At 66.3% G+C, this 20,368-nt stretch carries 14 protein-coding genes; all 14 read right to left on the reverse strand.

Going from position 1 to position 20,368, the window contains the following annotated elements; translation table 11 throughout:
* Nucleotide 1: 1 nt before the first annotated feature.
* The 14 genes from ISS97_RS17505 to tssC are packed head-to-tail and all read right to left on the reverse strand — an operon-like array spanning nucleotide 2 to nucleotide 20,170.
* Nucleotides 2-4,024, reverse strand: coding sequence for a type VI secretion system protein (locus ISS97_RS17505; protein ID WP_379983312.1), 4,023 nt, complete (start codon nucleotides 4,022-4,024; stop codon nucleotides 2-4).
* Nucleotides 4,021-4,785, reverse strand: a complete 765-nt coding sequence (locus ISS97_RS17510) for a DotU family type IV/VI secretion system protein (RefSeq protein ID WP_379983311.1) — start codon at nucleotides 4,783-4,785, stop codon at nucleotides 4,021-4,023. Before ISS97_RS17510 ends, ISS97_RS17505 begins: the two co-directional genes overlap by 4 nt.
* On the reverse strand, nucleotides 4,782-6,188 hold the full coding sequence (tssK, locus tag ISS97_RS17515) for a type VI secretion system baseplate subunit TssK (RefSeq protein WP_379983310.1): 1,407 nt from the start codon (nucleotides 6,186-6,188) through the stop codon (nucleotides 4,782-4,784). The genes ISS97_RS17510 and tssK overlap by 4 nt, the downstream gene beginning before the upstream one ends.
* Nucleotides 6,189-6,196: 8 nt before the next feature.
* A complete protein-coding gene (locus ISS97_RS17520; RefSeq protein ID WP_379983309.1) occupies nucleotides 6,197-6,670 on the reverse strand; it encodes a hypothetical protein in 474 nt (157 codons plus the stop codon).
* Complete coding sequence (locus ISS97_RS17525) at nucleotides 6,670-7,068, reverse strand: DUF4150 domain-containing protein (RefSeq protein WP_379983308.1); 399 nt, start codon at nucleotides 7,066-7,068, stop codon at nucleotides 6,670-6,672. The genes ISS97_RS17520 and ISS97_RS17525 overlap by 1 nt, the downstream gene beginning before the upstream one ends.
* A gap of 4 nt (nucleotides 7,069-7,072) precedes the next feature.
* On the reverse strand, nucleotides 7,073-7,639 hold the full coding sequence (locus ISS97_RS17530) for a DUF3540 domain-containing protein (protein ID WP_379983307.1): 567 nt from the start codon (nucleotides 7,637-7,639) through the stop codon (nucleotides 7,073-7,075).
* Nucleotides 7,636-8,715 (reverse strand): pentapeptide repeat-containing protein, encoded by a 1,080-nt coding sequence (locus ISS97_RS17535; protein WP_379983306.1) that lies wholly within the window; start codon nucleotides 8,713-8,715, stop codon nucleotides 7,636-7,638. Before ISS97_RS17535 ends, ISS97_RS17530 begins: the two co-directional genes overlap by 4 nt.
* On the reverse strand, nucleotides 8,712-11,300 hold the full coding sequence (locus tag ISS97_RS17540) for a DUF2169 domain-containing protein (RefSeq protein ID WP_379983305.1): 2,589 nt from the start codon (nucleotides 11,298-11,300) through the stop codon (nucleotides 8,712-8,714). The genes ISS97_RS17535 and ISS97_RS17540 overlap by 4 nt, the downstream gene beginning before the upstream one ends.
* Before the next feature lie 7 nt (nucleotides 11,301-11,307).
* The gene (locus tag ISS97_RS17545; RefSeq protein WP_379983304.1) at nucleotides 11,308-13,863 is read right to left on the reverse strand and encodes a contractile injection system protein, VgrG/Pvc8 family; all 2,556 of its coding nucleotides are present in this window, start codon (nucleotides 13,861-13,863) and stop codon (nucleotides 11,308-11,310) included.
* Complete coding sequence (gene tssG, locus ISS97_RS17550) at nucleotides 13,860-14,984, reverse strand: type VI secretion system baseplate subunit TssG (RefSeq protein ID WP_379983303.1); 1,125 nt, start codon at nucleotides 14,982-14,984, stop codon at nucleotides 13,860-13,862. The genes ISS97_RS17545 and tssG overlap by 4 nt, the downstream gene beginning before the upstream one ends.
* Nucleotides 14,948-16,771: a type VI secretion system baseplate subunit TssF gene (gene tssF, locus ISS97_RS17555; protein ID WP_379983302.1), complete on the reverse strand. Its 1,824-nt coding sequence runs from the start codon at nucleotides 16,769-16,771 to the stop codon at nucleotides 14,948-14,950. The genes tssG and tssF overlap by 37 nt, the downstream gene beginning before the upstream one ends.
* Entirely contained in the window at nucleotides 16,768-17,160 is a 393-nt protein-coding gene (locus ISS97_RS17560) for a GPW/gp25 family protein (RefSeq protein ID WP_379983301.1), read from the reverse strand. Before ISS97_RS17560 ends, tssF begins: the two co-directional genes overlap by 4 nt.
* 40 nt (nucleotides 17,161-17,200) lie before the next feature.
* Nucleotides 17,201-17,767, reverse strand: a complete 567-nt coding sequence (locus ISS97_RS17565; RefSeq protein WP_379983300.1) for an Hcp family type VI secretion system effector — start codon at nucleotides 17,765-17,767, stop codon at nucleotides 17,201-17,203.
* Between the two features lie 39 nt (nucleotides 17,768-17,806).
* Nucleotides 17,807-20,170, reverse strand: a complete 2,364-nt coding sequence (gene tssC, locus ISS97_RS17570) for a type VI secretion system contractile sheath large subunit (RefSeq protein ID WP_379983299.1) — start codon at nucleotides 20,168-20,170, stop codon at nucleotides 17,807-17,809.
* Nucleotides 20,171-20,368 lie beyond the last annotated feature (198 nt).

The raw sequence follows: 20,368 nt of genomic DNA on the forward strand, positions 1-20,368 counted from the left end.
ATCACCACAGCACGGGCGCTTCGCGCGGGAACGCGGGCGCTTCCAACGGCACCGGCGCCTTGGTGGCCGCATCGGTGCCGGAAAGTTTCAAGGTCAGGTACAGATCGGCCTGGTCGTTCGCCTTGCCACCGCCGGACGCGGCGTTGCTGTCCAGCACAGGCACCCGGAAGCGCAACAGACGCTGCGCCGCATCCAGCGCCCCAGTCTCCGCCGGCGTGCCGCGCGCATCCATCCAGCGCAACAGGGCCCACGAACCACCGGTCTCGAATATCGCGTGGTAGCCGCTGCTGCGCAGGTCCGGTTGCGCGGCATCGGGAAGCGGCATGTAGCGCGAGCGATCAGCCCACTGCAGATCCAGCGACAGCGGTGTGCCCACGCTCCACGCGAAACTGTCGTCCGCGCCGGGCCAGGCCGCGCCCTGGGCGCCGCCCGCATGCAAGGTCCAGCCGATCAATTGATTGCTGATCGGCGAGCGATCGGGCAAGGCGCGGAAGCCCACCTTCACCTGGATCGGCAGGCTTTGCGGCTGCGCGGACAAGGTGCCGGCGAAGAATGTTTCCACCGCATCGAGCTGATCGAGGAAGGCTTTCATTTTTGCCGCGCGCGCGCCGCTCGCGTGCTCAAGCCACGTCTTGAGCTCCGGCTTTTCCTTGGCGTAGTAGACGAAGAACGCCTTGACCACCGCTGGCGACACCTCGCGCGAATCGGTTGGCCCGAACGGATAGCGTCCCGCCAGCTGGCTGTTGAACAGCATGCCGATGCGCGCGTAGTGGAGATCCGAACTCGACTGGCCGCGTCCCGAGCAAGCGGCCTTGGCGAGTTTCTCCATCTCCCCGCGCCGCGAGGAAAACAGATCGTTGCCCGGCGCTGGCGACGCGTACGCAGCCAGCGTTGCCTCGCAGTTGGCGTAGGTGAGATTGGCCAGCTGCTTGAGGAAGAAATCATTGAGGTGTGCGACTTGTCCGGCCGGATCGGCGAACTGCACCGCGCGATTCAACTCGCTGATGGTGCCACCCCAGTACACATCAACCTGGGTGTTGATGCGCTGACTGTTGTTGATGCCCTGTGTCTGCTTGAGCAGCGTGACGAACGGCGCGGCGTAACGCGACAGCACTTGCACGCGCTGCATCTGGCGATCGAGGTAGCCCTGCAACACGGGCACCGTGCCAAGGTCGAACAGCGGCGTGTTGTCGTCGCCGATGGGCAAAGGCGGATCGTATAAATGGCTGGCCGAGGCCAGCGACGACGCATCCAGCAGCATGCTGGATGCGTAGTTCTGCGCACACTGGCCCACTTCGTTCGCGAGACTGCCAAAGCCCAGCTGGCGCATGCGCTGCTGTGATTGCAGCAGCGGATCGATCGCCGCGGACAGGTCGGAGCTCTCCTCGGACAGCTCGCGGTCCAGCTGCGAGGAGGCATCCAGACCGGTATCCATCACCTGCACCTGCCCGCGCTGATTACGCGCCAGACTATCCTGCAGCGCCAACTGCAGTTGGGCGCGCGCCAGGCGCTCGTAGAGCGGCTGGTCGCTGGCGACGCCCACCTGCCCCAGCCGTTCGCGACTGGCAAATTCCTGGTACTCGCGCAACTGGGCCAATACCGCATCGAAAGTGCTCGACCGCCATCCGCCGGCGGCACCGTTGCAGCTGTACAGCATCGGTGACTTGATCTGCATGAAGGCGGTAGAGGCCAAGTCACGCAGGCCACCGACTTCGCGCCCCAGACCAGGACTAATGCCTTCCAGCCGACGATTGGAGGGATTGATCACGAACAGCGCGCCGTACGGCGCCAGGGTGGCGCTGCGCAGGCTGTCCACCGCCGGCTGGTAGCAGCTCTCCTCGTCGAAATAGCTCAATGTGTTGCGCAGGCTCGGGTCGTAGCGATGGTGCTTGACCAGGTCCTCGATGCCTGGCGTGATTTCGTCGCCCATGCGCGTGCACGGGTTGTCCGCCGGCGTACTCAGCAACCAACGGTTGTGCACCCAGCTCAACCAGCTGTTGAAGCTGCGCAAATTGTCCAGCAGCGGTGGCTTGCCTTCTTGCAACGACGCCAGCAGCGACACCCCTTCCGCGGCGCGGCGCAGCAGATCGCTCTCGGCCTGGGCGGCCATGCGCTCGAACTGCTTGCCCAGGCGTTCGCGCATTTCGACCGAGATGGACGGCAGGTTCGCGTAGTGCGCGGCCACCAGCGCGTCGCCCAGCGGGCTGTCGCGCTTGACGGTATCCGCCGGCAGCGGACTGCCGTAGAGGTATTCGGCCAGCGCGCCGAAATCCACCAGCACGCCGCGCCGCGCAACCATGCCGGTCTGCGCGATGCGGGCGAAACGTTGCAGGTTGTCTTCCAGCGCGGACAGCTCGGTCAGCTGCTGCTTGAGCTGCTTCTGGTAGTCGGCATAAGCCGTGTCCGGCGTCGCCGCGTTCTCCGATAACTTGAGCGTCGCCGCCGACAGCGCGTCGATCTTCTGCGTCAGCTTGCACGCCATCGCCGGCAAGATCACCTGCTGCAGCGCATTCTTCGATACCACATCGGTGACGCCGCTCTGGATGCGGCGATCCACCCATGACAGCGGAATAGCCGCGTAGCGCGTGTTCTCGCTCAGCAACGTGATCTGCGCCACCAGCTTGTAGATGCGCTCCTGGTCCAGGCAGCCATGCTGGGCCAGCGTCTTGCTGTTGAGCGAAATATTGATGAGCGTGTCGCGCAGTCCCTGCGCGTGGCGATTCACCTGCGCCGCGCTCCATGGCATCGCGATCGCGAGAGCCATCGCGATGCCGATCAGGCACAGTTGCAGGCGCCGGATCAACCGGTTGCGCGCCAGCAATCCTTTCTGCGTGCGTTGCGCAAGACGCTGCTCGGCCAACGCCTTGTCGCGAATGAATCCCTCGATGAAGGACACATCCTTGCGTGTCCCCGCCACCTCCGGCAGGTCACTCGCCCCCACCACACCGGCGAAATAGAGGCCGCGGCAGAACGAGCGCGTCTCGTATACGTTGGTCTTGAACAACGTGGCGAGGAAATCCAGTGCCGGTGCCTGCAGGCTGCGCATGTACTGCGGGAACAGAAAGAACCCGTCGACGTCGTCGATATGATCCTTGCTGGTCGCCGCCTCCAGCACCAGGCTGCGCAGGCCATCGATGACCTTGTCGAACGCCTTGGGCACCCAGTCGGCCGGCAGGCCGTTGTCGTCGAGGGTAGGACTGGACCAGCCAACGATCTGGCTGCGCAGGCGCGGATCCTGCGTGCGCCAGAAGCCGTCGAAGCCGGGAATGGTGTCGCAGTGGCTGAACACCACGTACACCGGCAGCGCGTAGGCGAACGTGTCCTGCAGTTCGTGGATGCAGGCGTACGCCTGACGGCCCAGCGTTGCACGCTGTTCCGCCGTTGCCGCGCACAGCCGTTCGGCGGAAATCACCCAGACGATCCCGTCCAGCGCACGGTCCGGGCGCAAGCTGTCGATGTCGGCCAGCATCTCGCTCCAGCGCGCGTCGGCCGGGCTGGCTCCAGCGACGACGGCGGCGCCGGCATTCGTCTTGAACGGTTCGCCCAGCACGCTGTCCGGATCGATCAGGATGCCTTTCTCCAGGAACAGCCACTGGCTGTTGGGCACGGCCTGGCTCAGATAGGTTTCCTGTTTGGTCTCGCGCTGACGCGCGGCGCGCTGCAACTCCTCGGGCACTGAAGCGGCGAGGCTGCTCTTGCCGTCGCCGGGAAAGCCCATCAGCAACAACCACGAGCTGCGGTAGCGCCAGTCGCGGTGCGCCCACAGATAGCGCAGCGCGCGCCCGACCACCGCGTAACGCCGCTTCACACCATCGCGAAAACGCACCCAGCGCCCCTGCTTTTCACGGCTCTCGGCAGGACGCGCAGCGATCGCTTTCGAACGCGCTCGCCACATCAGCCAGGCGATCAGCAGGAAAGCGACCGCGGCCAGCGCCGCCAGCGCCAGAAACAACGGATCGAAACCGCCGCCTGCGTTTGCGGCGCTTGCGGTGGATGCATGGGCTGGCGCGGCGACGGGATTCATACCGCCCCGTTGATCGCATCGAGCAGCGACCAGGTCAGGAGCAGCCACACCAGCGAGGACAACACCAGGTAACCGATCGCACCATAGGCGGCGGCGCGCAGCCAGGGCGCCAGCGCAATGCGCGTGTTATCGCGATCAGACACTACCGTGTAGTCGTAGGCCTGCGGGAAGGCGTGCGCCTCGACGCTGCCGAGCTTGCGTCCACTCGCCAGCGGATACAGCCGCGCGCGGTACTGGCGCAGCTTCTGCCGTCCCTCCGGACCGCGGTACATACCCTGGAAGCCCAACTGCAAGGCAAGCAGCAACACTGCGGCGAGATCCGCGTCCAGCGACGTGCGTTCGCCCGCGCCCATCAGATCCTCGACCAGGGCGAAGAACCGGCGCCCGGCCACGCGCGTGCGCTCGACCGTGTATTCGAGCAGGTGCTCGGGCCAGTGTTCGGCGCCTGGCCAGGTGAGTTCGAGGATGAAGATCTCGTCGGCCAGCGCCACCATCGCGTAGCGCGCGTTCCGGTAGGCCTCCAGTTCCGCGCTGGTCGCCGCCGCCTGCACATCGCGCGATTGCCGGTCCAGCACGGCCAGCAGCCGGCGCGCGATGCGTTCGGTCATCTGGTGCGGTTCCATCTCCGCGTGGGGATTGTCCGGCTGCAGCAGCCGAATCAGCTCGCCCTTGAGGATGGCGAGCTTGATCCGCGCGACTTCCTCGTAAAACGCCGCGAAGCGCCCGAGCAAAAAGTTGGCGGCGGCGGCGTTCGCGCTCATGGACGCGACGGGGCTCCTTCGCGCGGCAGGTAGAGCGTGATCGCCGCCGGCACCTGCTCGTCCGGCTCGCCAAGAATGACAAAGGTGTGGCCTTCGCTGATCAGCGGCCGCGAACTACCGTCCTCACCCTCGATCGTGGCGTTGTCCATCTCATAGACGAACGCGCCGGGACGAAGGTTGAGCGCGGCCACCTGTGCAGGCGTCGCCTCCTTCACTGTCGCGCCGGGATAACGTCGCCGCACCAACAGGTAGATCAGCTCTTCGTTGGCCATGCGCGCACTGCCCAGCCACTGAGTGAGCGTGGCCGCGTTCTGTCCGGCGCGCGGGGTGAGCTCGATCAGCAGTTTGCCGGTGTCGATACCGCGCGGCAGCTGGATGCGGAACCCCGATGCGCCGACGCGCTGGAACTCCAGCACGCGATAGTTGGCGTTGAGCCGGTTCAATTGATCGCGCACGTAGGCAATAGCCCGCGTAAAACCCGGCAGGCAGTCGCCATGGTCATAAGCGCCCAGCACCGGCGGCGGCGGCGCACCCGGTGTGGCGGCCACGAAGCCGACCAACTGCGACAGCCCCAGGTACAGGTCCGCCGGATGCGTATTGACCGACTGCAGCATCACATCGAATGCCGGCAAGGCCATCACCAGATGACGAGCCGCCTGCACCTGCGCGCTCGTCTCGCTGTCCAGGCGCGGTTGGCCGCGGTCGTCCAGGCGCACGCCGAGCAGCTCCCGGTATTTCTGCCACAGCAACTCCGACAGCGCCGACAGCGAACGCTGCAGGCTGGCCTCGCCCTGGAAAGCGGAAGCGCCGACGCACAGCATCGGCGGATGGAACGGAGCCAGATGCACGCCGCGCGAATCGCCATACAACTCCAGCAAGGGCACCGAGCAATAACTCTTGGCCACGCTATCGCCAGCCACGAGGCTCAACTTCGGCCGCATGCGGTCGACGGTGATCTCGTCCTTGCCAGTGTTTTCGTCCGCCTCCAGGTTGCCGCGCTCGATGGTGTAGCGCTGCATGTCGCCGATATCGCTGGCGGCCCCCTTGCCGCGCACCGGAACGCGCAGATGCACCCGCACCTGCTTCTGCTGATTCCAGTCGTTGCCGCTCAGGTCCAGCGACAGCGCGGCCGGAGCGAAATAGCCGGGATAGTCGATCACCAGCCCGTCGGTCATCACGCAGCGCAGGCGCTGGAATACCACACGCCCCCGGGTCAGCTCCGTGGGATCGAGCGCCATGTCCAGCACGCCCCAGGCATACGGCTGCAGCATTGTCAGCCGCCGGTGCAGCAGGTTGTTCCAGTAGATGTCGTTCTGCTGGAAATGATGCGGCGACAGCAGCATGCCCTCCGACCAGGAGACCGGCTCGGGCAAGGTGTCGGCAGCGTCGTCGATGGCGTTCATGGCATGTCCTACGGCTGTTCGGTCACGGAAACCTGGGTGGCGACCAGCCACACCACGGCGCGGCGGAACTTGGTGAGGTCGGCGCGCGCCTGCCCCTCCTTGGTCAGGTAGTTCGCGTACGCATAGACACCCACCGCTTTGCCCGCGCGCTTGGGCAGCGGCACCGGATCGATGACTTGCGCCGGCGGCACCTCCAGATGCACCACATCAATGGCCTGGCCCATGCCGTTGAGCAGCGCGGTCTTCTGCCCGAACCACTCCGGGCCGGTCTGGGGCAGCATCGCGACGCTGGCGGTGTCGTACAGAAACACGATGTCCAGCTGCACCGCCGAATTGAGATTGGCACCCGGCGGCGCCGCCACGCGCACGCTCGACAGCGTGGTGGCCGGTGTACGGCCAAGCAGTTTGTTCACCGCGCCGCAGCCGGCCAGCCCGACCAGCAGGACAGCGAGCGCCACCGCATGGGCAAGGTGGCCGCGCATCAGCTCATCACCATCACGGTGACCTGCGCCGGCGTCAGCGACACGCCCACCATGTTGGGCAGCAGGCCGTTCTGCCCCACCAGGCCCAGCATGTGCGTGCAGGGAATGCCGCCCATGAACACCTTGAAGCTGCCCAGCAGCGAACGGAACGGCCCCATGAACAGATGCGAGACCACCCCGCCCTCTGCACCCGGCTGATCGCCGTTGCTGATGGCGCCGACGGTGATCAGGTTTTCCGCCAACCCGCCGCCGACGATCACCTGGAATTGCGCGGGCACGTCGGCGAAAGACAACGCGATATTGGGAAACGGCATCGGCGTGGGCACGCCAAGCACCGGCACGAAGCACACGTCCGGAAACGCCAGGTTGAGTACGCCGAGGTTGGTATTGACGAACATGGACTCATCCCAGACTGATGCGCTCAGCGTCGATCTTCGCGTCCTGCCGCGCGGTGATCATGGCTTGCTCGCCGTGCAGCCTTAAGAACTGGCGCGCATCGAGCAGGAACTGCTCCACCTGGGTGACATAGGTATGCGCGGTGTGCACCAGCGACTCGGCGGCACTGGCGAACAGCTGCCGCGCGTTGAGCGTGAGTACCCCCTGCACCGCTGTCACTTCCACGTCGCCCGCCGCGCGCAACGCGATGGTGCGCGTGGCGGCGATATCCACCTCCGCCTGACGGATGGATAGCGCGTCCGCGCCTGGCACCGCCAGCGTGGCCCGCCCGCCATCGGCGCGCGCCAATACGTGCAGCACAAAGCATTCGCCGTCAGCCGTGCCCACCAGCAGCACGCGGTCCCCTGGCTGTGGCATGACTAGGCAGGACACGGCCTGCCTGGCCGAACGACCGTCGTCGAGACGCCAGGTGTCGCGACCCGCAGCGGCGTGGATGATGGCCTCGAACCATGCAGGCGCGGCCTGGACGACCGCGGGCTGGGTGGATTTGGCTGAGCGGGTGGCGAACATCATGGCGTCTCCAGGGCAAGGGCGCGGGCCTCGGCGACGAGGCGGGGCGACGAGGTGCCGCGCATGCGGCGGGTGTGCGCCGCGTGCATATCGACATCGGCGAAGCGGGTGTTGTGGAAGCTGGCATGGTCCAATCGCGCGTGGCGGAAACGGACGCACTCGCCGGCGGCATGATCGAAGCGCGCATAGGCCAGCACGGCCTGATCGAAATCCACATCGACCAGTCGCGCGTGATCCCACACGCTGCCAGTGGCCTGCGCACCGGCCAGCGACACCCTTTGCAGATCGGCGGACTGAAACAGTGCACCTGCGCAGGCAAGACCGGCCGCGTCCACATCGATCCACTGCGATTCGAGCAGCAAGGCACTATCCAGTTTCGCTTCTCGCAAACTGGTGCGAGCCAGCACGGCCTTGCGCAGATTCGCTTCGCGCAGATCGGCGCCGTCCAGACGCGCGTCGGTGAAATTCGCGCTTTCCAGCAGGCAGCGCTGCAGCACCAGACCGCGCAGGTCCATGCCGTCGAAACGGCTGCCCTGCAAGACGGCCGCCTGCGCCACCAGCCCGCGCACGTCGATAGTGCGGAAGTCCGCCTCGGGAATGACCGCCTGCGCCAATGTGGCGTGGGCCAGCCCCAGGCCGGCCAGCTCGCATTGCGTGGCGACCGTGCGATGCAGGACTGCGTGCGCGAAGACCGCCCCGCGCAGATCCGCCTGAGTGAAAGCAGACAAGGCGATCTCGGCCTTCGTCCACGCCGACGCCGACAGGTCGGTCAACGCGAACGCACACTGCTGCAAGGACGCGCCCTCCCAGCAAGAACCGGGCAGCCGGCAGCGCGTGAAGCTGCAGCCTTCCAGCGCCGCGTCGCCGAAATCCGCCTCGCGCAAGTCGCAGTCGACGAACGTCACGTGCTGCAGACGGCTGCCGCGCAGGCGCGCGCCGCGCCACGTCACCTGATTGAGGACCAGTTTGTCGAGCGTGCGTCCGGTGCCGTCGAGCCCATCCAGATCCACGCCGTGGAGAGGACGCCCGAGGCGCTGCAGATAGGCGACGTCATCCCAACTGATGGCGGCAGCGCTCATGGCAACCTCCGCCCTGGCTCAAGGCGCACACCATCCAGTCGCGCATGATCGAAGCGCGCCTCGGCGCATTCGGCTTGCACAAAGTTCGCCTCGCGCAGGTCGGCCTCACGGAAGTCCGCGCGGCGACACATGGCCTGGTAGAAGTCCGCCGCCTCCGCGTGGCAGCCGCCAAGCTCGCCGCCCATGAATAACGAGCGGTAGAACAGCGCCCGCTCCAGCACGGCGTGGTGCAGGCGCGCGCCGCTGAAATCGCATTCGCGGAATTGCCCCTCGGCGAGGTTCGCGTCGGCCAGGTTTGCGCCACGCCAGCTGCTTTGCTCCGCGCGCACACGCTGCAGGTCGGCGCGTGACCAATCCGCGCCGCCTCCACCCTGCACACGACTGAGATCCGCGCCGGCCCAATGGCTGTCGGTCAGGCGACATTCCATCAGAACGCTGCGGGTCAACGCGGCCTCGCGCCAGTCGCTACCGGCGAAACTGGAACCCAGCGCGACCGTGCGCTGCCACGTGGCGTGCGCCCAGCGGCTGCCGTCGGCCTTGGCGTGCAGCAGCACGCAATCGGCCAGTGTGGTGTGTTCGAGATTGGCGCCCTCCAGCACGATGTTCGGCGCGATCCAGCGCTCGAAGCGCGCACCGGCAAGATCGGCGCCGCGCCAGTCGGCCTCCCCCGCCTGCGTGCCGGCGAAGCTGGCACCGCGGAACACCGTGTCGCGCGCACGGGTGCTGGCGAGATTGGCGCCGTCGAAACACGCGGCGGCGCAGTTGGCCGCGTCCAGCGCGGCGCCGGTCAGCGCCACTTCGCTGAGGTCGGCGCCATCGAGCTGCGCGCCGCGCAAGTCGGAAGCTTCCAGCAAGGCACCGCGCAAATCCGCGCCAGAGAGCATGGCGCCGCGCAAGTCCGCGCCGGCGAGATCACAGCCGCGCAAAGAGCCTCCCTCGCGCACGCGCAACAGCAACCATTGCCCGATCGCGGTGGCCACTTCCGGTTGCAACGGCAAACCCGACACGCTCGGCTGCGGCGAGGCCAGCCGTCCTTTGCGCTGCAATTCGTGGATCTGCTCCACCGCCACTGGCGGCACCCCCGCCACGGCACCGAATTCACTCATCGCGCCCATCGCGCCGGCACGTCCTGCCGCGCGCGCCAGCGCCTCCTCGATGGTGGTCGCCGCGGCAGGCGGCAATTCGGACAGTTGAGCGAGCAGCTCGGCGGCTTCGTCGCGCCGCGCCTGCGCCTGTCCGCGAGCCTCGCGGCCCAGGCGGTCGGCTGCGTCGAGCATGCCGCCAAGGTCGAAATCGCCGCGGCGAATCGCGGCTTCGCCGGGACCCGGCAATTCCACCGCCATCGGACGCGGCGGCGGTGGCGGCGCGGGCATGCCCGTCGATGCCTCGAACTCCGCGGCCAGGCCAGCTTCGCGCGCCGCTCGCGCAGCGAGGCGGCGCTCCTGTTCTTCCTGCGCCTCGGCGTGCCGCGCAGCGCGCAGCGCGGCGTCGGGCTCCGGGGTCAGCTGCGCTTCGTTGAAAACGTGGCGCGCGGCGGTATCGCGATTGAGCCGCAGCGCGAGTACTTCGCCGTAATGCGACAACGACTGTGGTGCATCGGCAGCGTGCTCATAGGCCACCATCAGCGCTTCCACATCCAGCGCGAGGCTGTCTTCCACGCCGATCTCGCCGCGGTGGATCGCCACACCCAGTTCCGCGTCAGGGAAGAACCACACCGTGTCGAACCACAGCGCGACTTCCTCCGCCGCATCCGCCGGCTGGCCGGCGCGATGAGCGAACGCGCGTGGACGGAACTCCGGCAGGAAGCCTTCGATCACGGGCAGCCGCGGATGCATGCCTTCCAGGCGGTAGGATTCGCCGCCAACGAAGAAGCCATCGATACGCTGATCAGGCGGCGCGGCATTGAAGAACTCCGCATGCGTGTCGTCGGCCAGACCCGGATATGACTCGCTGCGCCAGCGCCGCCCATAACTGCCGATCCATTGCCGCCGCGGCATCCAGCCCACGTCCAACTGGCCAAAGCCGGCAGGCGCGTAGCGGCGGCGTGGCGCACGCACGGGCCGGCGCGGATCCTCGATGTTGGGCATGTCGCCGTGATTGCGTCCGAACAACGCCGCCAGCGGGTTGCGCGCATAGCCGCGCCCTTCGGGATTGGCCGGATGCCCGGCGCCGCCGTAGGCGCGCGCCCAGGTCAATGGCATCTGCGTGAACGGCAGCGGCTCGGTGACTTGCAGCCACGGCAGCATGCCGTACATCCATTGGCGGTCGCCGACCACACGCAGCCGCTTGTCCACGCCGCCCACCGCCAGACGCACGGCCTGTTCGGTGACTGCGAGGCCATGCGCCGCGTAAGCGCTGCCGGCGAGCAGCACTTCGCCGCGCGCCTTGGGCATCAGCTCATCCAGCGGACGCCCGGGCGGCAGCGCCGACATCACCTTGCGCCATTGCAGATTGTCGCGCAGCAACGTCTCGGGGCGCCCGCCCAGCGCAAAGAAACTCAGCGTCGCTACCAGCAGACGATCCCTGCCCTGCCAGCGATACGGGCGGTGCATCAGGCCGAGAGTCATCGGTTTGACGATCTTCATGCGCGCCTCATACGTAGATGTAGACCACCGGGATCGACACGCTCAGGCCAACGATGTCCAGCGAGATGCGCGCGGCGGCGAGCGTCACCGACGTACCCACGCCGGTGATGTCCACCGAGGTGGACGAGCCGTGGACGCCCACCCGCGTTTCGCCGCCCGTCACGCTGACGTCGGTGCTTTCGCCGGTGACCGATATGCCCATGCTGCTACCGGTGACGTTGATGCGTGTGGTACTGCCCACGACGCCGATGTCGGTACTGCTGCCGGTCACGTTGATGTTGGTACTGGTGCCGGTGATGCCGATCTGGCTGCTGGCGCCGGTGGCCGAGGTTGTGTCGCTGCTGCCGGTCGCCGAAATCTGCTGTGAGATGCCGGTCACCGACGTGCTTTCGCTCTTGCCAGTCACCGAGGTCTCGTTACGCACGCCGGTCAGCGATACCTGGTCGGCCAAGCCGGTGAGCGAGACGCCCGCGCTGCGGCCGGTGGTGGACATGGAGGTGGTCATGCCTACCGTATCCACCGCGTTGTTCATGCCGGTCGTGCTGACACTGCTTTGCATGGCGGTGGTGGTGACGTTGTTCACCACATTCTGCGTGGTGATGCGCGTGGCCGTGCCCGCCACCTCGTCCTCAGCGAAGGTGTCGCCGGTGATCGTGCTGTAGCTGGTGGTGGTGCCGATCGTGCTCTTGCTCCACGTCTCGGCCGCTTCCATGGTGCTGTAGGTGCTGCCGTAGGACTCGGAACGGCTGAGCAAGCCGGCGGCGCCATTTTCGGAAGTCGAGTAGCTGTAGCTGGCACCTTGCGAATAACTGGTATCGCGATACTGCCCGCTCTCGTAGCTGCCGTTGACGATGCCCACCGCGTGGTCCAGGTCGTAGGCCGAGTGCAAGCCGAAGCGGATGCTCTGTCCATCGCCGTAACTGGTGGAGTAATTGCTGCCGACGTGGGTGTTAGCGGTCCAGCCCGAAGGTGTCACCACCAGGCTGCCGTTGGGCGCGATGAGCTGCTGTACCTCCGGCAGCTCTGATTCGTCGCTGGCGCGCGTCACCAGCACGGTGGAGCCAATCTCCGGCACGGAGTTCATGCTCGCCGACAGCTTCACCCACACCGGCTCGGCAGGCGCGCCGGGACTGGAGAACTGCACGTAGACGCCTTTGGCCAACAGATTGGGCGGCGCTGCTTGCGTGTCGCGCAGCCGGCTGGTGGCGGGATCGAAATTGGCCGGCTCGTAATAGCGCCAGTCGGTCGGCCCGCGCCCGGCCACATCCACCACCTTGGCCAGGATGCCGCCCTGCTGCGTGTCCTGCACCGAGAACGCGGTGAGCATCGCCGCCGCGTCGGTGGCCTCGAACTCGTTGGTGTAGCCGCCGTCCGCACTGGCCTTGTGCGTGACCTTGCTCAGCACAAAGGCCTTGTTCTCCAGTGAGGGACGCACCGGCGCGGGCGACACCCCTTCGGCCATGTCGCCGCGCAGGGTGAACTGGCAGCCCACATGGAACCCAGAGCACGTACTGGCGCCGGATAGCTGTCGCGACGAACCCACCATGCTCGATGCCGTGGTACGCACATACTCACGCACCGTGCCGCTGCTCATGCCGTACTGGTAGGTGCGGTATTGATTGAACGGCAGCTCGCCCGGGTCGGCCGGAGTGAACGCGCCAAAGGTCTGGAACGTCGGCACCGGATCCTCATCCGGGGCGTTCTCCTGATGTGCGAAGCGCCCATTCACGCCGGTGCTGGTGAGCGACTGCTGGTAGCTGTACTGGAACACCACGTCGTCCTGCTGCATGCCCAGCTCGTCGATCGCGGTGTACGTGTAGCGCAGCGGACGCCCGAAGGCCTGCGGATAAGCCGGGCGATTGGCGAACACCACCGTGTGCCCGTTGCCCGTGTGCTTGAAGTAGTAATAGATGTGCGCCTTGGACATCATGCGGCGCAGGAATTCGTAATCGCTCTCGCCGGCCTGCAGCCAGTCCTGCACACGTGCCACCGCGATGTTGTCCTCGCCGGACACCGCGTCCAGCGAATAGTCGACGTAGTGCCTTCGCATGAGATCCGCGATCACGTCGCGCACGCTCATCTGTGCGTGCACGGCGTAGCGATTGGTGAGATTCAACCTCCACAGCGCGGGCTTCATGCCGACGCGATACACGCCCGGCTCATCCATGGCGAACGAGCTGACGATGCCGTTGTATAGCGTCATCGACGGTGCCGAACCGGTGCGCAACGCCTGCACGAAACGCGCGGCGGCATCTGGCGACTCGCTCGCCGCCGGACGGCTCAGGCCGACCGTAACCGGGCGCCCGATCAGTGCGTCGAAGTTCAGTGGCGGATTGAGTTTCGGCGCGGTGTTGCCACGCAGCTGCAGCTGGAAGTCAAACGGCTCGGACACTGACTCCGGTCCTTCGAAGGACAGCAGCCGGAAGGTCTCATCGCCCAGCCAACGATTGCCCGCCATCGAGATGCCGCAATGCAGGTAGAGCAGCGGCGAATCGGACTGTCCCGCATGCCCGATCGGCTGGATCGCGGTACGGCCGGCCGTGTCGGTGGGTAACGCGCTCATGCGGCCTCCTGCACATCGTCGGCACGGATGGTGAAGCTCACCGAGCGCGGTTGGCCCGGACTCCCGTCGAGCCACCCCGTCTGGCCCAGCCGCAGACCGTGACCGCTGCCGAAGCCCGCGAGGCGGCGCGGCTTGCCCAGCCACGTCGGCGGAAGATCCGCGTCGTCCACCTGGATCGACACCACCGCGTCGACGTGCCGGTCGAACAGGTAATGCACCATCGCCACCAGCCCGCGATAGCCGTCGCCGAAATGCGTGTCGTGCGCGCCATCCGGCCGATGCGCGCGATCAGGCAGCAGCAGGCACAGGCGTGCGTACGGCACCGGCCCGATGTGCAGGCCGATGGCGGCATGGTTCACCCAGACCCGGCGCCCGAGCGGCGCGCCCTCGCCCAGCGTGCGCTGGCCCAGCAGCGTGCGGTCACCCTTTTCAATGTCGCGCCACGCGCCAACCAGCGCCTCCACCTTCACCGGCGCCCGCAAGTACACGCCCAACACGATCTGCGCCTGCGCCGCACTCTTGCGGCCGTTCGCCACCAGGCCCGAGAGCGCCAGCAAAGCGCGCCGCGGCAAGGGCACGCGACGCGCCAGAATCGCTGCGCCCTCTCCTTCGAACGCCGACAACCCCATCAGCGCGCCGGCTGCTTCCGCCAGGTGTGTGTCTTCCGGACGCACCGCATCGAAGGCCGGCACGCTGGCCGCCTTCAGTTCGTAACGCAGCGTGCTGAGCCGGTGATTGAAGATGTCCAGGAATTCCGCCATCGCCGGGTCGCGTTCGGCCAGCCGCTGGCGCGTCCACTCGGCGAAGCTGTCCGGCAGCGGACCGAGCACGCCCGACAACGCGAAGTTGGCGACGAACAGCTCCAGGCGCGGATGCGCCGCCACGCGGCGGTGCTCCGTGCGAAGACGTCCACGCGAGATTTCGCTACCCGGAAACACCGGCGACATCTCGCCGCGGAAACGCAGGCGCGCCGACACCGCGCGCGCGCCGTCGCGGCGCACGGCCGCGTCTTGCCGCGGCCACGACTGCAAGCGGACCCACTGGAAGAAATCGAAGCTGGCCGGCCGCCGCAGCAGCCGGTCGGCTAGAGACTCACCTGTGCGCCAGTCAGGGGTGGCCATGACTTGAGCTCTCCTCGGCGGTAGGAAGATTCGAGAATCAGTTCGATAACGGTGTTGACCTCCGCGTAGAGCGCCAGGAACCGGTGCAGCACGCTGCCGAACAGCACCGCGCTACCCCCTTCGAAATGGCCCAGGTCCACTTGCAGGCGTACTTGCAGACAATCGACAAAGCCACGCCATGCTTCGCGGCGCGGCATGCGTTTCTGCACACGGCGGGTAGACATCGCGCGCAGTCCGTCGATCTGCCGATAGCCGGTGAGACTGGCCGGGCCCACATGCAGGCGAAGCATGTTCTTGAGCACCGGCGGCCCGCGCTGGCCGTCGACCAGCGACAGATGGTTGAGGCACAGTTGCGACACCAGCGCCCACGGCCGCTCGCCAACCATCTGTGGCGGCTGGTTGGGCGTGGGCTTGCAAGCCACGCGCAGCGAGGTCACCGGGCCGGCGCCCTCCAGATACAACACGGTGCCCACCAGCAGCTGCGACGGCAGCCGGCGATTGGTGCACAGCGCGGTGCCGCCGATCATCTCTTCGGCCGGCAGCATCGGATCGAACTCCGGATCCAGGAAAGATACGAAGGTTTCCGTGCCGTGCACGGCGCCGGTCTGGTTGACCTCGCGGCGCGTGGCGTAGAAGTAGTCGATCTTGTCCAGCCGCTGCATCTCGTCCAGCGAGAAGTACGGAGCGATGGGCCGCGGGCTGCGATCCGGACGGATCGAGATCAATTCCTCCAGGCTATAGATCTCGCAGTAGCGGTGGTTTTGCTCGTCGGCGACCAGGCGGTATTCGTACTGGCGCTGATCGAGCACGAACGGCTCGATACGCTGCGGAAACAGGTTGATCAGCGGCAGGCAGTTGAGTCGCAGCAGATGGCGATCGTAGTAATGGTCCTTCGACGGCGGCACATCGAGCAGGAACAGAAGATCGAACTCCTTGTCCACGCCGGAGAGATCCATGCCAGCCACGTCGAAGAACAGGAATTTCTGTGGAAACGCGAAGTACTCCTGCAACAGTCGGTAGCCCGGATGGGTCAGTGGATTGGCGCCCAGCACGGCCTCGTTGTCGTCGAACCCGCGCCATTGCAGCTGCCCGGCATCGAGATAACGCAGCTCGCCGGTGGCGCGGATGCGCACCGCCATCCGTACCAGGTGCATCGCCAGCGCGTCATACAGCGCATAGGCGTGTTTGTGGTCGACGTGGATGCAGAAGCGCAGGAACGGGATCTTCATGGCATGCACGGGCTCCTTGCCCATGCAATGGATGGTGGCGCTGAGGATGGAAGCGGTGCGGGTATCGGCCGGGTCCAGCGGATAGGCGTTTGCCGCCATCGCTTCCATGTGGGTGACCTTCAACGGCCACAGCGGTGTGTCGTAGCAGGTGCGGAAGCGGCAGCGCACCTGCTGGCCGAGTTCGTTGGTGGCCAGCGCATAGACGTAGCGGCCGCGCTCCAGCGTCGCGCCATGCGCGAAGTTGGCACCGTCCGGGCGCACCTCGATCTCGCCCACCACCATCGACGGCAGCGGCGCTTCCAGGTGCGGGTACAAAAGACCGAGCAGTGCGTTGGGCAACACGGCCTGGTCGATTTCCAGCTGGTAGCGCAGCCGGCCCGCCATCCAGGCGAAGGACTGCACCAGCATCTCCACATGAGGATCGCTGCTGCGCCCGCCGCTGAGCTCGAGTTCTTTGGCGATGGCCGGGAAGGACGCCCCGAACTCCGCCGCCTCGTCGCGCAGCGACGCCAGCTCTTGCTCGAACCACATCTTCAGGCGGGGCGCATCGGCATTCATGCCAGGTCATCCGAATAAGGCAGTTCGAAACGGAATGCGCTGGGCTCGGCTTCAATCTGCACGCTACCGTGCACCACCAGCGCATACGGCCGGATGGATTGGCCAGTCGCCAGCCATTCCAGCCGGGGTGCGCACAGGCGCGGCTCGAAGCGGGCGATCGCGGCCAGCAGGCGCGCGCCGTAGCGCTCGTGCTCCGGCAGGCCGATCCCGGTGTCGACAATCGGCGGCATGCCGAAGTCACAGACACGCGCACTGCTCGCCGCCACGTAGGGACGGCATTCCACGATGCGCTGAATCTGCGCCGCCACCGCCGCCATCGGATCGAACGGCGGTGCCCGCCCCATGTCCGGCTCGCTACGGTTGATCAGCCGCTCCATCAGGAATTGCACGCCACCTTCTCCCCCGCCCCGCGTCTCGCTATCGATGGCTTCAGCTCGTGAACTGACCGATCGGACGATTGCGCGCGATAGACCAGCCGGATGCCAGGTTGCCCGAGGTGTTCATGTCCGCCTCCTGCACCGTGTAGGTCCACAGCACTTCGGTGAAGTTGAGCTTGAACTGCTCGGTCGGCATGTCGTCCGGATTGGACTGGAACTGGATCTCGCTGATGATCGCGTCACGCAGCTCGATGGTGAGGATGTTGGCGGTCTTCTCGCCGGAGTTGCGCGCGATGTAGATCTTGGTCGGATTCTTGTCGCCCTTGCCCAGCGGCATGGCGCGCAGGCAGTACTCGTAGAACTTTACCGAGGTCTTGTCCACGTACTTCACGCAAGTGAACTCGGTAATGATCGGGCGGCCCGAGGTGCGCGCCGAGTTGCTCACGTCGGTGGTGATCTGCTGCTTCATGCCCTGGTGTACGGAGACCAGCTCCAGGCATTGCCCGAGCTTGAGCACCTCGTCGCGCCACTGGTCGTCGATCAGGCTGCCGCCGCCCTTCCAGCCGTTGGGGCCGCCGAAGATCGATGCATCGCCGGGTTGCAAGAGAATGAGGTCCATGGTCGCTCCTGGTTGAGATCGGGGGCCGCGCTCGCGGCATCAGCCTGCGGGCAGATCCGCCACCAGGCGAATCGACGTGGTGAGTTCTTCCAGCTGGAAATGCGGCTTGATAAACACCGTGGCCTTGTACGAGCCGGGCGAGCCGGGTACGTCGGTCACGGTGATCTGCGCGGCGCGCAGCGGATAACTGGCCTTCACCTCCTGCGAGGCGTTGTCGTCCAGCAGCACGTACTGCGAGATCCAGCTGTTGAGGTAGGCCTCGATGTTGCCGCGGGTGAGGAACGCGCCGATCTTCTTGCGCATGATCACCTTGATGTAGTGCGCGAAGCGCGACGCGGCCAGAATGTAGGGCAGCATCGCCGAAAGCTTGGCGTTCGCGTTGGCTTCGTCGCTGATGTACTGGCGCGGCAGGTTGGCGGTCTGCCCGCCGAAGAACGCCGCCTGCCCGGTACCCTTGCAGTTGCACAGTGCGATGAAGCCCAGATCGTTGAGCTCCTTTTCGCGCCGATCGGTGATGGACACTTCGGTCGGGCAGATCATGTTCACGAGATCGGCGTCGTCGCGATAGGTAAACACCGGCAGCCCATCCACCAGGCCGCCGCCCTCGACGCCGCGGATCGCCGCCGTCCAGTGGTACAGCGCGAACGAATGGGTGATGCGCTCGGCCAGCGCGTAAGCGGCGTTGCCCCACAGGAAAGCGTTGTGATCCGGACCGTCGGGCCCCGTCACCGTCTCCTCATAACGCAGGCCCTCGGCCGGACGCGCATCCTTGCCGTATGGCAGCCGCAGCAGAATGTGCGGCAAAGCCAGCGCCACGTAGCGCGAGTCTTCGCTGCCACGGAATTCCATCCACTGCGCCAGCTCCGGCGACTCGAACAACTGACTCAGGTCGCGCGGCTTGGCCAGCTTGTCGAAGCCGTCCAGGCCGAACAGTCCGGGCGCCGCCGCCGCGAGAAATGGCGCATGCGCGGAAGCGGCGATCTTGGTCAGGTTCGACAGCAGCGACATGCTGGCCGGCGAATGGTCGAACTCGTAGCCACCCAGCAGCATGCTGTACGGCGAGCCGCCGTAGGTGCCGAACTCGGCCTCGTAGATCATCTTGAAGATGCAGCTCTGATCGAACTCGGCCGCCTTCTCAAGTTCCTTGCGCAAGTCGTCCATGCTGGCGTTGAGCACGCGCAGTTTCAGCAGCCGGCCGCTTTCGGTGCGCGACACGACGTAGTAGAGGCCGCGCCAGGTCGCCTCCAGATCTTTGAAAGATTTGGTGTGCAGGATCGCATCCAACTGCTGGCCTATCTGCACGTCGATACCGCCGGCGCGCTCGTCCATCAGGCCGTTGGCGCCCAGTGCTACCTGGGTAAGGTCCTTGTTGCCCAGCGGCACCAGGATCTCGTTGGCGAAGCGCCCGGCCAGGCGGCGTGCCTTGCTCAGCGGATCGATCGACAAAAACGCCTGCTGCCGCTCGATCGCCAGCGCCGCCTGGCGCTTGGCCAGTTCGCCCGCGGCGGCAGACTGCGCCTGAGCCGCGAGTACCGCGGCATCGGCGTCATTCTTGTCCTTCTGTGCTTTGACCACGGCGGCATTGGCATCGGCGGTCGCCTGGTCGCCCTTGGCCTTGCCCACCGCGTCCTGTGCCTTGCCGAGCGCCGCGGCGGCGTCGGTGGCCGTTTTTTGCGCGGCAGCGAGCGCATCCGCCGCGGTCTTGACCGCCGTCGCCGCACCGGCCGACGACGCAGCGGCCGCATCAGCGGCCTGTTTAGCCGACGCGGCCGCTTGAGCGTTGCCGGTCATCTGCGCGGCCAGCAGGCTCACCAAGGCCACCGGCACGTCGGCGCCAGCCGCATTTGCCGGCGGGTTGTCCTGCACGTTGATATTGGCGGCGACCCAGGTGTCCGACGACGCGTCGGCGAACGCCGTTTTCAGTGCGCCGATCGCGCCGCCATCGAGCGTGGTGCGATCCAGCAATGCGCCCAGGGCGTCATTGCATTCGGCCATCGACTGCAGCGAGCGCAAGTCGGCGCGCGCGTCGTAGCGCTGACGCAGACTGGGCACCGCATTGACGATGGCCAGCGGCTCGAAATCCGCAAGCGCATTGAAATGCAGTTCGCCGGTGAGGGTCTTGCCTTCGCCGGCGATGGTATCCGCGATGCCGCCCAATGAGATCATGGGCGAACTGTCGGCCATGATCTTGTCGAACGACTCGGCGTCGATGTCGCGCATGCGCCGGTCCTTCAATGCCGGCAGCGCGCTGGCATCCAGCTCGCCCGACAGGTTGGCGAACATGCCGACGATGAAGGCCAGCTCGACCTTCTCGCTCGAGCCGCCCGTCTCGACGTCGTACGTGATGCGCACGCGCGGCGGCCGCACACGCAGTAGCTTCTGTTGGATGCTCTCGACAGTCATGTACAGGCCTCGTTTCTGTGAGCGGCTGCAAAGTCCCTGCGCTTTGAACGCTGCCGCACGCGTTGCGGAACGGACGATTCAAAAGGCGTGCCAACGGCGATAAATGGCGATGCAGCGCGGTTCTTGTCGCGCCACGCATGCACGAAGGCAGATCGGCCGTGTGTTTTTTCACACGACGGATCGCGCCATGCAGGATGA

Source organism: Dyella koreensis (assembly GCF_044904565.1).
Taxonomy (GTDB): Bacteria; Pseudomonadota; Gammaproteobacteria; order Xanthomonadales; family Rhodanobacteraceae; genus Dyella_D; species Dyella_D koreensis.